This window comes from Rhizobium sp. 01N48 (genome assembly GCF_056399145.1).
The window spans coordinates 1-15690 of sequence record NZ_JBFTQT010000010.1; the positions used below are offsets into that span (position 1 = coordinate 1).

General features: G+C 60.7%; 12 protein-coding genes, 1 tRNA gene and 2 rRNA genes. 9 read left to right on the forward strand and 6 right to left on the reverse strand.

Going from position 1 to position 15690, the window contains the following annotated elements; all coding sequences use genetic code 11:
* Positions 1 to 48 precede the first annotated feature (48 nt).
* The 3 genes from AC1DOG_RS18460 to AC1DOG_RS18470 all read left to right on the forward strand — a co-directional run bounded on the left by AC1DOG_RS18460 (position 49) and on the right by AC1DOG_RS18470 (position 3483).
* A 23S ribosomal RNA gene (locus tag AC1DOG_RS18460) occupies positions 49 to 2930 on the forward strand.
* Between the two features lie 64 nt (positions 2931 to 2994).
* A 5S ribosomal RNA gene (gene rrf, locus AC1DOG_RS18465) occupies positions 2995 to 3109 on the forward strand.
* A 297-nt stretch (positions 3110 to 3406) separates the two neighbouring features.
* A tRNA-Met gene (locus AC1DOG_RS18470) sits at positions 3407 to 3483 on the forward strand.
* Positions 3484 to 3515: 32 nt separating this feature from the next.
* Here AC1DOG_RS18470 and AC1DOG_RS18475 read toward each other — a convergent pair.
* The 3 genes from AC1DOG_RS18475 to AC1DOG_RS18485 all read right to left on the reverse strand — a co-directional run bounded on the left by AC1DOG_RS18475 (position 3516) and on the right by AC1DOG_RS18485 (position 5395).
* Positions 3516 to 3968, reverse strand: a complete 453-nt coding sequence (locus AC1DOG_RS18475) for a DUF2721 domain-containing protein (protein ID WP_477930066.1) — start codon at positions 3966 to 3968, stop codon at positions 3516 to 3518.
* Positions 3969 to 4346: 378 nt separating this feature from the next.
* Complete coding sequence (locus tag AC1DOG_RS18480; RefSeq protein WP_477930068.1) at positions 4347 to 4712, reverse strand: hypothetical protein; 366 nt, start codon at positions 4710 to 4712, stop codon at positions 4347 to 4349.
* A gap of 44 nt (positions 4713 to 4756) precedes the next feature.
* The gene (locus AC1DOG_RS18485) at positions 4757 to 5395 is read right to left on the reverse strand and encodes a helix-turn-helix domain-containing protein (RefSeq protein ID WP_477930070.1); all 639 of its coding nucleotides are present in this window, start codon (positions 5393 to 5395) and stop codon (positions 4757 to 4759) included.
* 168 nt (positions 5396 to 5563) lie between these two features.
* On the opposite strand from AC1DOG_RS18485, the gene AC1DOG_RS18490 reads away from it, so the two are divergent.
* Positions 5564 to 6538, forward strand: a complete 975-nt coding sequence (locus AC1DOG_RS18490; RefSeq protein ID WP_477930072.1) for a hypothetical protein — start codon at positions 5564 to 5566, stop codon at positions 6536 to 6538.
* 34 nt (positions 6539 to 6572) lie between these two features.
* Here AC1DOG_RS18490 and AC1DOG_RS18495 read toward each other — a convergent pair whose 3' ends face one another.
* Both AC1DOG_RS18495 and AC1DOG_RS18500 read right to left on the reverse strand, forming a co-directional pair.
* Positions 6573 to 8369 carry a hypothetical protein gene (locus AC1DOG_RS18495; protein ID WP_477930074.1) on the reverse strand — a complete coding sequence of 599 codons (1797 nt, stop codon included), beginning with the start codon at positions 8367 to 8369 and terminating at the stop codon, positions 6573 to 6575.
* Positions 8370 to 8467: 98 nt separating this feature from the next.
* Positions 8468 to 9136, reverse strand: coding sequence for a response regulator transcription factor (locus AC1DOG_RS18500; protein ID WP_477930076.1), 669 nt, complete (start codon positions 9134 to 9136; stop codon positions 8468 to 8470).
* A gap of 233 nt (positions 9137 to 9369) precedes the next feature.
* Here AC1DOG_RS18500 and AC1DOG_RS18505 point away from each other — a divergent pair, with 233 nt between their 5' ends.
* The 4 genes from AC1DOG_RS18505 to arcC all read left to right on the forward strand — a co-directional run bounded on the left by AC1DOG_RS18505 (position 9370) and on the right by arcC (position 13080).
* A complete protein-coding gene (locus AC1DOG_RS18505; RefSeq protein ID WP_477930078.1) occupies positions 9370 to 9720 on the forward strand; it encodes a hypothetical protein in 351 nt (116 codons plus the stop codon).
* A 148-nt stretch (positions 9721 to 9868) separates the two neighbouring features.
* Entirely contained in the window at positions 9869 to 11098 is a 1230-nt protein-coding gene (gene arcA / locus AC1DOG_RS18510; RefSeq protein ID WP_047514065.1) for an arginine deiminase, read from the forward strand.
* A gap of 37 nt (positions 11099 to 11135) precedes the next feature.
* Positions 11136 to 12140: an ornithine carbamoyltransferase gene (locus AC1DOG_RS18515; RefSeq protein WP_113199426.1), complete on the forward strand. Its 1005-nt coding sequence runs from the start codon at positions 11136 to 11138 to the stop codon at positions 12138 to 12140.
* A gap of 1 nt (position 12141) precedes the next feature.
* Positions 12142 to 13080, forward strand: coding sequence for a carbamate kinase (arcC, locus tag AC1DOG_RS18520; protein ID WP_477930081.1), 939 nt, complete (start codon positions 12142 to 12144; stop codon positions 13078 to 13080).
* A 26-nt stretch (positions 13081 to 13106) separates the two neighbouring features.
* Here arcC and AC1DOG_RS18525 read toward each other — a convergent pair whose 3' ends face one another.
* Entirely contained in the window at positions 13107 to 14474 is a 1368-nt protein-coding gene (locus AC1DOG_RS18525; protein WP_477930083.1) for an amino acid permease, read from the reverse strand.
* A 207-nt stretch (positions 14475 to 14681) separates the two neighbouring features.
* Here AC1DOG_RS18525 and AC1DOG_RS18530 point away from each other — a divergent pair, with 207 nt between their 5' ends.
* Entirely contained in the window at positions 14682 to 15608 is a 927-nt protein-coding gene (locus AC1DOG_RS18530; protein ID WP_477930085.1) for a cation diffusion facilitator family transporter, read from the forward strand.
* Positions 15609 to 15690 lie beyond the last annotated feature (82 nt).

The window sequence follows — 15690 nt, forward strand, 5'->3', positions numbered from 1 at the left end:
CGTTTCTGATGAAACGGGAACCAGATGATGAGCATTGGCAATGAGAACGATTAAGTGTCGTAAGGGCATTTGGTGGATGCCTTGGCATGCACAGGCGATGAAGGACGTGATACGCTGCGAAAAGCCGTGGGGAGCTGCGAATAAGCTTTGATCCATGGATATCCGAATGGGGAAACCCACCTTAAATACCTAGAAAATCTGTTTTGTAGGCTTTGATCCTTCGAGGGACTTCCTTCGTAGGGCAAGGCCCGTCGGTCCTTTTGGGCCGCGCCGTCCGCAGGCCTTTGGCCGTGAGGACAAAACAGGTTTCTAGGTATTGTGATAAGGTATCTACACCTGAATAAAATAGGGTGTAAGAAGCGAACTCGGGGAACTGAAACATCTAAGTACCCGAAGGAAAGGACATCAACCGAGACTCCGCAAGTAGTGGCGAGCGAACGCGGACCAGGCCAGTGGCAATGAGGAATAAAGCGGAACCTTCTGGAAAGTTGGGCCGTAGCGGGTGATAGCCCCGTACGCGTAGAACACTCATTGTCCTAGAGTAGGGCGGGGCACGTGAAACCCTGTCTGAACATGGGTAGACCACTATCCAAGCCTAAGTACTCGTGCATGACCGATAGCGAACAAGTACCGTGAGGGAAAGGTGAAAAGCACCCCGACAAGGGGAGTGAAATAGAACCTGAAACCGGATGCCTACAAACAGTCGGAGCCTGAAAGGGTGACGGCGTACCTTTTGTATAATGGGTCAACGACTTAGTGTAACAAGCAAGCTTAAGCCGGTAGGTGTAGGCGAAGCGAAAGCGAGTCTGAATAGGGCGATTTAGTTTGTTGCATTAGACCCGAAACCGAGTGATCTAGCCATGAGCAGGTTGAAGGTTGGGTAACACCAACTGGAGGACCGAACCCGCATCTGTTGCAATAGATTGGGATGACTTGTGGTTAGGGGTGAAAGGCCAATCAAACTCGGAAATAGCTGGTTCTCCGCGAAATCTATTTAGGTAGAGCGTCGAGCGAATACCCCGGGGGGTAGAGCACTGGATGGGCTATGGGGACTCACCGTCTTACTGATCCTAACCAAACTCCGAATACCCGGGAGTACTACTCGGCAGACACACGGCGGGTGCTAACGTCCGTCGTGAAAAGGGCAACAACCCTAACCTCCAGCTAAGGTCCCCAAGTCATGGCTAAGTGGGAAAGGATGTGAGGATCCCAAAACAACCAGGATGTTGGCTTAGAAGCAGCCATCATTTAAAGAAAGCGTAACAGCTCACTGGTCTAAATAAGGGTCTTTGCGCCGAAAATGTAACGGGGCTGAAGCCATGCACCGAAGCTGAGGATTTGCAGTAATGCAAGTGGTAGCGGAGCGTTCCGTAAGCCTGTGAAGGGACAGTCGTGAGACATCCTGGAGGTATCGGAAGTGCGAATGTTGACATGAGTAACGATAAAGAGGGTGAGAGACCCTCTCGCCGAAAGACCAAGGGTTCCTGCTTAAAGTTAATCTGAGCAGGGTTAGCCGGCCCCTAAGGCGAGGCGGAAACGCGTAGTCGATGGGAACCACGTTAATATTCGTGGGCCTGGTGGTAGTGACGGATTGCGTAACTTGTATTCACTTATTGGATTGTGGGTGCAGGGAAGCGGTTCCAGGAAATAGCTCCATCATTATAGACCGTACCCGAAACCGACACAGGTGGTCAGGTAGAGTATACCAAGGCGCTTGAGAGAACTATGTTGAAGGAACTCGGCAAATTGCACGCGTAACTTCGGAAGAAGCGTGACCCCATTTTAGGCAACTGAGATGGGGTGGCACAGACCAGGGGGTAGCGACTGTTTATCAAAAACACAGGGCTCTGCGAAGTCGCAAGACGACGTATAGGGTCTGACGCCTGCCCGGTGCTGGAAGGTTAAAGGGAGAGGTGCAAGCTTTGAACTGAAGCCCCAGTAAACGGCGGCCGTAACTATAACGGTCCTAAGGTAGCGAAATTCCTTGTCGGGTAAGTTCCGACCTGCACGAATGGCGTAACGACTTCCCCGCTGTCTCCAACATAGACTCAGTGAAATTGAATTCCCCGTGAAGATGCGGGGTTCCTGCGGTCAGACGGAAAGACCCCGTGCACCTTTACTATAGCTTTACACTGGCATTCGTGTCGGCATGTGTAGGATAGGTGGTAGGCTTTGAAGCAGGGACGCCAGTTTCTGTGGAGCCATCCTTGAAATACCACCCTTATCGTCATGGATGTCTAACCGCGGTCCGTTATCCGGATCCGGGACAGTGTATGGTGGGTAGTTTGACTGGGGCGGTCGCCTCCGAAAGAGTAACGGAGGCGCGCGATGGTGGGCTCAGACCGGTCGGAAATCGGTCGTCGAGTGCAATGGCATAAGCCCGCCTGACTGCGAGACTGACAAGTCGAGCAGAGACGAAAGTCGGTCATAGTGATCCGGTGGTCCCGCGTGGAAGGGCCATCGCTCAACGGATAAAAGGTACGCCGGGGATAACAGGCTGATGACCCCCAAGAGTCCATATCGACGGGGTTGTTTGGCACCTCGATGTCGGCTCATCGCATCCTGGGGCTGGAGCAGGTCCCAAGGGTTTGGCTGTTCGCCAATTAAAGCGGTACGTGAGCTGGGTTCAGAACGTCGTGAGACAGTTCGGTCCCTATCTGCCGTGGGTGTAGGAATATTGACAGGATCTGTCCCTAGTACGAGAGGACCGGGATGGACATATCTCTGGTGGACCTGTTGTCGTGCCAACGGCATAGCAGGGTAGCTACATATGGAATGGATAACCGCTGAAGGCATCTAAGCGGGAAACCAACCTGAAAACGAGTATTCCCTATCAGAGCCGTGGAAGACGACCACGTTGATAGGACGGGTGTGGAAGCGCAGCAATGTGTGAAGCTTACCGTTACTAATAGCTCGATCGGCTTAATTGTTCTCATTGCTTATGCTCATCAAACAGATGACGCCAAGGCGTGTTCAAGACTAAAACTTCGCTGACCTGGTGGTTATGGCGGGGCGGCTGCACCCGTTCCCATTCCGAACACGGCCGTGAAACGCCCCTGCGCCTATGGTACTTCGTCTTAAGACGCGGGAGAGTCGGTCGCTGCCAGGTCTGCTAAACGCAACAACAAATCTTCTCATCACGACAAACGGCCAAGGCCGAAACAAAAGGGCCGCCTAAAGCGGTCCTTTCTGCTTTCCAAAGGCCGAAATGCAGAGCAAAATGAATGGCGATGCACCTGAAACAATGGTGCGTCCCTTACAGGAACAAAACCCATAGGGTTTTGCTCCGGCATGACGACGGAAACGTCGTACGGGCGCAACCGCTTCGCAGTTGCCCCGGCAGAACGACAAACCGCTAAGCGGTTCGTCGATGTCAGGATGAGGCGCAAGCGCCTCACCTTGAGGACGCGGGGTGGAGCAGCCCGGTAGCTCGTCAGGCTCATAACCTGAAGGCCGCAGGTTCAAATCCTGCCCCCGCAACCAAATCCTTCTTTCCCAAAACAAACACTAAAGATCTATCGACCCACCTTCGGACGCCGGTTTTCGCGGATCTGCAGCAGGATGCTGCGGCCGGCGGCGAGCAGTTCCATCAGGAAGGCAATGAGCGAGAGCATTAGGGCGACGATGGCGCTGCCGAAGAACCAGACGAGGTTCAGCGGGCGGATGCGGATGGCAAGCGCGCCGGATAACAAATTGAGGATCGCGCAGCAGGTGCAGATGCCGGCGATGACGCCGAGGATGACGGCGATTTCGAGCACCAGCGTGCGCCGGCGCAGATAGATCAGCTGCCGCTCTCGCTTATCGTCGGGCTCGTTCTTCTCGACGACCTCGTTCAGCCGGTCGGAGACGCGCCCGAGGCGGGTGGCGTAGATGCCGACGAAGGCTGCTGTGCCTGCCAGCAGAAAGACCGGCGCCAGCGAGGTCTGGATGATCCCGGCATAGTCGATGACGATTGTCGGGGTGTCCATCGGCGTCTCCTCGCAAGCCACGTGCCCATCGGCGCGATACTCTTGAGAGGCCTTTCATGGCGCAAGGATCGCTGAGATGGTCGGCTGAGACTAACGCTGACGACCCCGAGAGGGCAAGCCGCAACGAGATTGCCGAAGCCGACGCCCGGTTGTTGTCGGCGGAGGGCGGAGGTTGGTGCAGTGCGCGGGGTAGGGCGGAGCGCGGCATAGAGAGAAGCAGCTCGAGCGCATCATGGACGCCGGCGCTGGTCGCGACGCGGCGGCTTGAGAGGCGCGGAAGCCCTGTGGCTAGGATCGCTTGGCCGGCATCATTTTGATGGCATCACTTGGCCGACATCACTTAGCTCCTGTCACTTGGCTCGCGTCACAGGGCTGTTCTCACTGCGGCTTCAAATCATAGGCCTGATGGGCAGCCCTGAGATCCGCGAGCGTCTTGCCGACGCAATTGCCGCCGCCTTCGCCGCCGACGACTGCCTTGGCCTGGCCGTCGAGCGAGATGGTGCCGGCGATGCGGTCGGAGGCGACGTAGGTTGCGAGACCTGCGTCGGTGACCCTGGAGAGGTAGAAGATGTGGGTCGTATCCTTCTGCTGGCAGTGGATGACGATGGGGAAGCTCTTCAAGGGATCATCCGCGGCGTAAGCCGTGGCTGTGCCGGCGAGATAGGGCAGGGCGATCATGGCGGCGCCCATCGCCAGGGTCGGACCCAGCCGTTCGGCCGAATGTCGAAGCGCAACATCTGTCATCGAGATCTCCTGTTTTTCCGGTGCGATATCGTTTGCGATCTGGCCTAGAGCGTGAGGGCGGCGAGCGCGTCTCTGTCCATCAGTTGCACGCGTCGCTGCAGCTTGCCCTTGAGGCGGATGATGTGCCTCTCGCGCAGCTTGGTGAAGGAGCGGGCCACGGTTTCGATGGTCAGGCCGAGATAGTCGGCGACGTCGCTGCGGCACATCATCAGGTCGAACTCACTCTCTCCGGGGTGGCGCTCGGCCATCTCCTCGATGAAGACGGCGACGCGCTTCAAGGCGCTTTGCTCGATCATCGCCAGCTGCCGCGACTGCGCCTTTGCCAGATTGGCGAGCGCGATGTTGAGCAGGCTGCCCGTGGGGGCTGTGTTTGCCGTCGTCGCGAAAGGGCGGATCCTTGCTTCGCAGACGGCCTCGGCGAAGTCGGCGCGGCAGTCGCCCTGTTCGAGGCCGAACCAATCGCCCTTGGCGCAGAAGGACAAGATGTGCCGGTGCCCGTCAGGCATCAGCCGGTAGATCCTGATCGCGCCGGCTTCCACCTGGTAGAAGGCGAGCACCTTCTGGCCCTCGCTATAGACGATCTGGTCCTGTTTCAGCCTGATCGTCTGGTCGGCAGGCTCGAAGGCGCGTGGGCGCGTGGGGACTTGGATAGGCTCCTGTCGCAGATCGTGAACATGCAACATCGTATCTCCCTCCATTCCCCACAGAATAGGCAAATCGGGTGGCGCGGCACATTCGAAATTCCCCTTACGTAGTGCTACGGAAGCTCTCCTCGCGCCCGGGGTGTATAACCGCCCAAGGTGAAAATCCAAGCCCCACAAAACGACCGGGTCTTTCCGCAGGAGGGATCGATGGCAGCGAGCGACGGCGAGAACCGCGACGCCGAACAGAACCGTGCCGAGATCATCGAGCAGCTCGAGCGGATCTTGAGAAGTCGCGAGTTCCAGGCGCCGGATCGCGGTCGTCGTTTCCTGCGATACGTTGTCGAAGAGGCGGTCGATGGTCGGGCCGAGCGGCTGACGGCCTATAATATCGCGCAGGCGGTGTTCGGCCGCGGCGCGGATTTCGATGCGCAGAGCGATCCTGTTGTCAGGATCGAGGCCGGCCGCATCCGGCGTGCGCTGGAGCGATATTACCTCGTCTGCGGAAGCGGCGACCCCGTGCATATCACCATTCCGAAGGGACATTACGCGCCGCGTTTCGAGCGGCGGCCCGTGGACCAGGGAGCGGTGAACGGGCCGGCCACGGGTTCCGGCGAGGCGAGCGGCTCGGCGCGGCCGGGGCGGAGTGGGCGCAAGCTCGGCTATCGCGATCTTCTGGTGCCGGTCGGCGTTCCCGCCGTCTTCGCGGCGCTTGCCATGCTGGCGCTCATTCGTCCGCTTGAGGAGTATCTTGCGCCGGCGCCCAACCGACCGCCGGCGGCGCGGGATCAGGCAGGCGGTGCGCGTGTTATCGTCGAGCCGCTTGCTGTCCTCGGCGCTCCGTCGGGTGGGGCGGAGATTGCCAGGGGATTGAACGACCAGATCATCTCGCAGCTGACGAAGCTCGATGGCGTCGTTGTCATGACACCCGCCAGTTCTTCCCCCGCGGACGCGGTGGGGAACGCGGTGTTTGCGTTGCAGGGCAATGTCACCTTCGAGGACGATGCGCTGCATGTGCAGCTGCGGTTGATCCGCAGCGCCGACGGGCGGGTGATATGGGCCAAGCGGTTCGATCACGACACCACCGGGCAGAACGTCTTCGATCTGCAGGACGCGATCGGGACGCGTGTCGTCAAGGATATCGCTGCGATCAGCGAAATCAAGGATGCGTCGCAGCGGCGCTAGCAATGTCCGGCTGGTCGGCCGCGCTTTTGTCGGTTCACTTTGGGCCGTTCACTTTCGGGCGTTCGGCGCTGAGGCCGGCCATCTCGTTGCCGACGCCCACCGCGCGCAGCCCGGTCAGCATCCGCTCAAGATCTTCCGGGCGCTGCAGACGCCGGGATACTTCCTCACGGACGTTCTTCATCATCTCGGGCGCGTGGGCGTTCAGCCAGTCTCTCAGTTGCGCGGCTTCTTCGGTCTTGCCTTCCGCTCCAAGGATGGAGAGCAGAACGAGGCGGTGCATCGGGTTGTATTCCAGGTCAGACATGCGCGACCAAAGCTCGGCGGCCTGCAGGTCCCCACGCATATATGCGCAGAGCGCCATGCCGACTTCGTAATATCCCTTGGGGCCGGCATCCTTGTTGACGGCGCGGGAGACGAGTTCGCAGCCGGATTGCCACTTGCCGGACATGGCGAGCCTCAAGCCGTATTCGCCGGCGACCTCGGTGTCGTTGGCGTTGGCGGCATAGGCGGCGGCGCCGAGTTTCAGCGCCTTGTCGATATCGTTGGTGAAGAAGCTCACCAGCATCGCCGCCTGCAGCGCACGGGTATTGCTTGGAGCGATTGTCGTTGCGCGCTCGGCTGCCTTGGTCGCCAGCGTCATGGTCTCGGGTGATGGCTGCGCGCCGAGCTTGTAGCGGAACCGGATTTCATCGAGATAGACGAGCGACAGCAGTGCCCAGGAGGTGGCGTTATCAGGGAAGCGCTCGGTTGCGCGAAGAAGACAATCGCGGGCGGCGGCATGGCTTTTTGCATCCATTGCCCGGCGATAGCTGTAATAGGCGAGCGTGCAGTCGTAGGCGCCGCCCATTTCGCTCAAGGACGGTTCGGCGATCTTGTCGGTATCGGTGACGAAGATCGCGCCGTAGGGCTGGGCCACCGACACCGCGATATCCTGTCCGATATCGGCCTGAATCTGCAGGATGCTCTTGGCACCAAGATCGGCGTCGTAATTGTTCGCCCAGATGACAGCCGCATCCGAGCGGCGGATCAGCCTCGATATGGAGCGCAGCCTGTTGCCGTCGCGCTGAACGCTGCCCTGCAAGGCAAAGCCGTGCAGGTTGCCGTCCTTGGCCCTCGATGGGTCGGCGACGACGATGATGTCGTCGAAGGTTGCGAGCTGGCCGATGATCTCATCCCTCAACCCCTGGGCGATATCGGCGGTCGCGCCTTCCTCCCCATCCGATTGGAAGTTTTCGACGACGATCATCGGGCTGGAGGTTTCGGCGACCGGCGAATGCTGCGTTCCGGCCCGGCCGTTCAGCAAGCCCGCCGGCCAAAGGAGGTAACCGGCGGTCGCGGCGATCAGGAGTGTTGCGCCAACGGCAAGCGCGGCGAATGATCTGGTATCTCGTGTCTTGCGATCGGCCGGTGCGCGTGTCGTCGCTGGCTCGGAACGAGGGGCCGGATCGGCGGATGGATGCGATGGTTCGACATAATCGAAATGCGGGACGTAGCCGCCCTTGGGTATGGTGATCACGATCGGATCGGACTGCCCGGCGACGAGATAATAGCGCTCGAGGCCACGGCGAATGCGGCCGGCTTCTATCCTGACGACGGGGTCATTCTGGGCGTCGAAGGAACTCTGCCTGCCGAAGATTTCATTGGCGATGGTGAAGGCCTTGAGGAACTGGGCGCGTCCCTCGAGGGTTTCGGTGACCACGAAGCGCAGGAACTTCCGGCCACGCTCGGGGGAGTGAAACTCGTCGCTGGCGAGAACACGCTCGAGTTGCTGGAGGATATCGTCCGGTTTAGGTCCTGGTTCGCCCGAAAACTCGACCTTTGCGCTACTCATGATGCCCCTCCGACACGATCACGCAATCATCTTTAGTCCCTACTAATAGAGCATATCCCATATCCATGTGTGGTTTCAATGGCTTTGTCGAACGCAGCTTAAAGTAGCCTGACCGGTACCGCTGGTAGAGCCGGGCCGCGAGGTGCTGCGGGTTGCGGCATGCCGCCTGACGTCAAGACCATGCGCAGCAGTTCCGCCAAGTTGCGCGCCTCCATTTTCGCCATGACGTTGGCGCGATGAACCTCGACGGTGCGGGCGCTGATGCCGAGGTTGAAGGCGATCATCTTGTTCTGCAGACCATCAAGAACAGCGGCCAGAACCTGGTGTTCCCGGTCTGTCAGCTGCCGCATCCTGTTGGCGACCGTTTCGGTATCGACAGGCGTCGGCGCGGGAGGCGTTCGCCGCGATGTGGCCTGGTTTATCGCGGCGATCAGCGCCTGGTCCTCGAACGGCTTCTTGATGAAATCGGCCGCGCCCGCCTTCATCGCCTGCACCGCCGTCTCCACGTCTCCGTCGCCGCCGACGAGGATCGTGGGGATGTTTGCGTTGAGCGCATTCAGCCGCTCCAGCAGTTGCAGCCCGTCCGTGCAGGACATGCGCGTGACCTTGACGAGGCATGCCCTGCCGGAGACGGGCAACTGATCCAGAAACGCCGACGCGCTCTCATAGGCGCGAACCGCGAAGCCCGAGGATATCAGCAGGAACGTCAGGGATCGCCGCGGTATCTCCTGGTCGTCGACGAGGTGCACGGTCAGGTCATTCGCCATCGAGTAAACTCTCCCAATCCACCCTCTACCTAACTGTATATTACCACTACACCGCGCTCTTCAGGCGTAGCATCGCGTAACATCTGTGGTAGCCGACACGTTGAAAACATTGGTGTCGGAGGTCCCAAGCGCTTGGATGCGTTGATCCGGCTCAATGCCTCTTCCCACCGAACGGCCTATTGTCGCGCGACTTTCCCCAATTCGCGCCCCTAATTCTCAATGGAGCCCCTACGATGAGAAAGCTGGTTCTTGCGACAGGCATTGCGATCGCCGCCGTGATGGCGGCACCTGTCGGTGCGCAGCAGGATCGCAAGGAATATCGCCGCATGAACTGGGCCGAAAACCTGCCCGATGCGGTGAAGGCCTATCACGGCAAGCGGTTCTCGGTCGTGAGCTATCGCACGGCGATCGAAACCGGCGCGCTGCATCAGCCGGGCAAGCCGGATGAGGTGAAAGCCGTTCGGGCGGCTGCGCGGTCCAACAAGTGGCTGGTCGAACAGCTAAGGGCGAAGAAGCTGACGCCTGATGATATCGAGTGGGTCACGCGGGCGCGCAACGGCAATCTGGTCTTCTACGTGGAATGATCGTGGCCTTCGCGATGGCCTGCTGACCAGCAATACCGCTTCGCGCATTGCTTGCGATCAATGACACGGCCGAACCCGTCCCGTTAGGCTGATCTCATCCGTGGGTAGCAGGGCGATCGCTATCCCAGGCAGCTTGGAGGAGAGCGCGATGCGCGGTTTTGGGGTTCATTCGGAAGTCGGGAAGCTCAGAACGGTGATGGTCTGCCGACCGTCGCTCGCCCACCAGCGGCTGACGCCGGGCAATTGCCATGATCTTCTCTTCGACGACGTGCTTTGGGTTCACGAGGCGCAGAAGGATCACTACGACTTCGTGCTCAAGATGCAGGAGCGCGGCGTCGAGGTTCTCGAGTTGCACGACATGCTGGCGCAGACGCTCGCCGACAAGCCGGCGCGCGACTTCGTGCTCGATCGCCGTATCACCCCGAATGTGCTCGGCTCGCAGATCGCCGAGGCGGTGCGGCCCTGGCTCGACGAGATGCCGGCGACACAGCTCGCGGCCTTCATGATCGGCGGTATCGCCATCTCCGACCTTCCCGACGTCAAGGCGAAGACGCTGATGCTGAGCGCGCTGTCGGAGACCGAGTTCGTCATTCCGCCCATCCCGAACACGCTCTTCCAGCGCGATCCCTCCTGCTGGATCTATAATGGCGTGACCTGCAATCCGATGTTCTGGCCGGCGCGGCAGCCCGAGACGCTGATCCAGCGCGCGGTCTACAAGTTTCACCCGACGTTTCGCGACGGCGATTTCAAGATCTGGTGGGGCGATAGCGACGAGGATTTCGCCAATGCCTCGATCGAGGGCGGCGATGTGATGCCGATCGGCAATGGAACCGTGCTGATCGGCATGGGCGAGCGCACCACCTATCAGGCGGTCGGCCAGGTCGCGCGCGCGCTGTTCAAGAACAAGGCGGTCACCAGGGTTATCGGCTGCCTGATGCCGAAGAGCCGGGCGGCGATGCACCTCGACACGGTCTTCAGCTTCTGCGACCGCGATGTGGTGACACTGTTTGCCGAGGTCGTCGATCAGATCCGTTGCTACAGCATGGTGCAGACGGATGACGACGGCAATTTCGACATTCATCCCGAGACGGAGCCGATGCTCGATATCGTCGCCAAGGCGCTCGGTGTCGGCAAGCTCAGGGTCGTGGAAACAGGCGGGAACGCTTACCAGGCCGAGCGCGAGCAATGGGATGACGGCAACAACGTTGTCGCCCTCGAGCCCGGCGTCGTGGTTGGCTACGACCGCAACACCTACACCAACACGCTTCTTCGCAAGGCGGGCATCGAGGTCATCACCGTTCGCGGTTCAGAACTCGGCCGCGGTCGTGGCGGCGGGCATTGCATGACATGCCCGATCTGGCGCGACCCCGCCTATTGACAGCAGACATCCTGAAACAGCCCTACGGAGCAAGACCATGAGCTTCAATCTGCGCAACCGTTCGCTTCTGACCGTGCAGGATTATACGCCACGTGAATTCCGTTATCTTCTCGATCTCGCGCGCGATCTGAAGCGGGCCAAATATGCCCGCACCGAGCAGCAGCACCTGAAGGGCAAGGAGATCTGCCTGATCTTCGAAAAGACCTCGACGCGCACCCGGTGCGCCTTCGAGGTCGCCTGCTCGGACCAGGGCGCGAATGTCACCTATCTCGACCCGTCCGGCTCGCAGATCGGCCACAAGGAATCCTTCAAGGACACGGCGCGCGTGCTTGGCCGCATGTATGACGCGATCGAATATCGCGGTTCGGCGCAGCATGGGGTGGAGACGCTGGCGCGCTATGCCGGCGTGCCCGTCTATAACGGCCTGACGGACGAATATCATCCGACGCAGATGATCGCCGACGTCATGACCATGCGCGAACATGCCGACAAGCCGATCGCCGACATTAAGTACGCCTATATCGGCGACACGCGCTCGAACATGGGCCATTCGCTGCTGATCGTTGGCTGCCTGATGGGCATGGATGTCCGGATCTGCGGGCCGAAATCGCTTTGGCCGGCCGAGGAATACATCAAGATCGCGAGGGAATTGCAGGAGCGATCCGGCGCGCGGCTTCTAATCACCGACGATCCGAAGGAGGCGGTGAAGGGCGTCGATTTCATCCACACTGATGTCTGGGTGTCGATGGGCGAGCCGAAGGACGTCTGGCGCGAGCGCATCAAGCTGTTGACGCCCTATCAGGTCAACGAAGAACTGATGAAGGCGAGCGGCAATCCGCAGACCAAGTTCATGCACTGCCTGCCGGCCTTCCACGACACGGAAACGACACTGGGCAAGCAGATCGCCGAAGATTACGGCATGAGCAACGGCCTGGAAGTGACCGGCGAAGTGTTCGAATCTGAGGCCAATGTGGCCTTCGAGCAGGCGGAAAACCGGCTGCACACGATCAAGGCGCTGCTTGTCGCGACATTGGGAGACTAGGATGCGGATCGTCATCGCGCTTGGCGGCAACGCTCTTCTCCGGCGCGGGGAAGCGATGACCGCGGATGTCCAGAGACGCAATACGCGGGTGGCGGCCGAGGCGATCGCGCCGCTGGCCGCCGAGCATCAGCTGATCATCACCCATGGCAACGGGCCGCAGGTCGGCTTGCTTGCGCTGCAGGGTGCTGCCTACAAGCCGGATGAGGCCTATCCGCTCGACGTGCTCGGCGCCGAGACGGAGGGAATGATTGGCTACATGCTGGAACAGGAACTCGGCAACGTGTTGCCCTTCGAGCAGCCACTGGCGACGCTGCTCACCATGGTCGAGGTCGATGCCGATGATCCGGGCTTCACGAACCCAACCAAGTTCGTCGGCCCTGTTTACGAGAAGGCGGATGCCGATCGTATCCGTTCGGAAAAGAACTGGGTGTTCAAGCAGGATGGCGACAAGTGGCGACGGGTCGTTGCCTCACCGCTTCCCAAGCGCATCTTCGAGATCCGGCCGGTGCGCTGGCTGCTCGAGCAGCGCACCATCGTCATCTGCGCCGGTGGCGGCGGGATACCGACCATGTACGATAAGGGCAAGGAGCGTCACCTGGTTGGCGTCGAAGCTGTCATCGACAAGGATCTCTGCTCTGAATTGTTGGCGCGCGAGATCGGCGCTGATCTGTTGATCATGGCGACCGATGCGCCCGCCGTCTGCCTCGACTGGGGCAAGCCGTCGCAAAAGGCGATCCACAAGGCCCGCCCTGGCGACATGAAGCAGTTCGATTTTCCGGCGGGCTCCATGGGCCCGAAGGTCGATGCCGCCTGCCATTTCGCCGAGACGACAGGCAAGGCTGCGGCGATCGGGGCGCTTGCGGATATCGCAGGCATGGTGCGGGGCGAATTGGGCACGATCATCGATGGCCGCTTCGGTGGGCTCAGCTGGCACGGCTGAGCGGTCGGGACCGGAAGAGGCAGAGATCAGAGAGAGGCAGCGGGGCGTATCGGCGCCCCGTTTTGCGTTTCGACGGCTTGCGTGCGCGCGACATCGCCGTTTCGCCTTTGCCAGACATAGACGGGAATGCCGAGCATCAGGAGGACCATGCCATAAAGCACCGGCTCGGCGCCCGAGCCATAGAGCGTGAACATGGCGAAGAGGAAGGCGATCAATTCGATGATGGTGACGCGAGGCGTCTTCTGACCGTTGCTCAGCCGCGATGCGACAAGGGTGCCGGCGAGCGCGCAGAAGGCGTAGGGGACGACCGCCGTCATCGTGCTCAGCCCGACCATCAGCCGGTAGACCGCCGCAAAGCTATCGGAGCCGACCGCCTGGACGAGGACGAGCAGGGTCGCGAAGGTGGCCGAGACGACCATGCCGATGGCAGGAACGCCACGGCGGGAGAGGCGGGCGAAAAGCGGCGGAAAGAGGCCGTCGCGGGCGGCGGCCATCGGCACCTGTCCCATCAGCAGCGTCCAGCCGTTCAGCGCGCCGATCGAGGAGATCACCACCGCGATCGAGATCGCCAATTCGCCGCCACGCCCCCACATCAGCCCCGCCGCTTCCGAGAAGGGGGCGACGGAGTGGATGAGTTGCGGGCGCGGCACGACGCCCATCACGACGACGGTGCCAAGCACATAAAGAGCCGCGGCGATGGAGATACCGAGCACGGTCGAACGGGGGATTGTTCGGCGCGCGTCTCGGACATCGCCAGCGGGAACAGTGGCCGATTCCAGACCCAGATAAGCAAACATGGTCAGCGGCGCCAGGGCCGCGAAGGATTGCAGCAGCGACTGGCCACTCGGGTTGAACTCAGCGAAATGCGAGGTGTCGATATAGAGGAGACCAATGATGGCGACGGCGCCGAAGGGGATGAGCTTGGCATAGGTCGTCACCTGCGCGAAGAGCCCGGCCGCATGGACGCCGCGCAGGTTGACGAGCACGATCGCCCAGATGACGCCGAGTGTCAGGATGGTTGCGGTGAGCCGATTGCCGAACGTGGGGAAGAGATCGATCATCACGCCGGTAAAGGCGATGGCGATGACGGGGAGCGACGACCAGATCGAGATCCAGTAGCCCCAGGCGATGAGGAAGCCGGCGAAATCGCCATAGGCAAGCCGCGTATAGGCATAGGGCCCCCCGACGGCCGGCACCATGCCGGCAAGCCGCGCGAAGGTGAGGCCAAGGCAGATGGCGCCTGCGCCCATGATCATCCACACCAGGATCGCCAGATTGCCATAGGGCGCGACGGCGGCCGGCGACAGATAAAAGCCGGACCCGACCATGTTGCCGACGACGATGGCGGTACAGGCGGCGAGCCCGAGGCTTTTGCCGTTCTGCGAGGTTGCCATGAAATCCCTCCCGAAGATCGGTTTACCGCTGTGGACGATAGCCGTCGGACGGTCCGGGGTTGCGTCCCGGTTTGTGCGGCCATCGGCATCCTCTTCCCAATCCGCAAGGCTCGCAATCCGGATCAATGCGTAGTACGTCGCCACGCCTGAAGCCTTCACCATTCGTGTGAACGCGCTAAAATGAGATGGAAGCCAGCGGAGACAAGGATGCGGAACGAGCAGCGCTTTTTGACCATATCGATCGTGGCGACCGTCGTGGTGGCGGCTCTTGGCATCGTCTTCGGCATCATCTCGGGCTCATTTTCCATCGCCTTCGATGGCGTCTATTCGCTGGCCGATGCGGCGATGACCGGGCTTGCGCTCTGGGTGTCGAGCCTGATCGTGCGGTCGGCGGAGAACAATGCCAAGTCCGGCCGCATCCGCAATCGCTTCACCATGGGCTTCTGGCATCTGGAGCCCATCGTGCTTCTGCTCAACGGTTGCCTGCTGATGACCGTCGCCGTCTACGCGCTGATCAATGCGGTCATCAGCGTCATCAATGGCGGGCACGAGCTGCATTTCGGCGCCGCGATCGTCTATTCCGGCGCCACGCTTGTCGTCTGTGTGGTCATGGCGTCGATCGGCATTGCGTTGAACCGCAGCCTGAAGTCCGATTTCATCGCGCTCGATATCAAGGCCTGGATCATGTCCGGCGGTATCGCGTTCGCACTGCTTGTGGCCTTCGTGATCGGTCTTGCGGTGCTGCCGACGCCGATGGCCTGGATCGCCCGATATGTCGACCCCGTGGTGCTCGGCCTCGTCTGCCTTGTAATGATCCCGCTGCCGATCGGCACGATCTGGAAGGCGCTCAGCGAGGTGCTGCTAATCGCGCCCGTCGATCTGCAGGAGCATGTCGACCAGGTGGCGTCGGAGACCGTCAAGCGCCTTGGCTTCCTCTCCTACCGCGCCTATGTCGCGCGCGTCGGAAGGGCGACCGAGGTCGAGCTCTACTTCATCGTGCCCGAGGGGCTGCCCGCCAAGACGATCGAGGAATGGGACGCGCTGCGCGACGATATCGGAGACCGGATCGGCGGCGAGGGGGCCAATCGCTGGCTGACCATCGCCTTCACCGCCGATGCCGAATGGGCCGAGTAGGCATCGTTTCTCCCGCTTGACGCTTTTGCCTTCACGTTGACTGCAATCAACGACGGTCCGCAACCTGCCGTGTACCATCCGC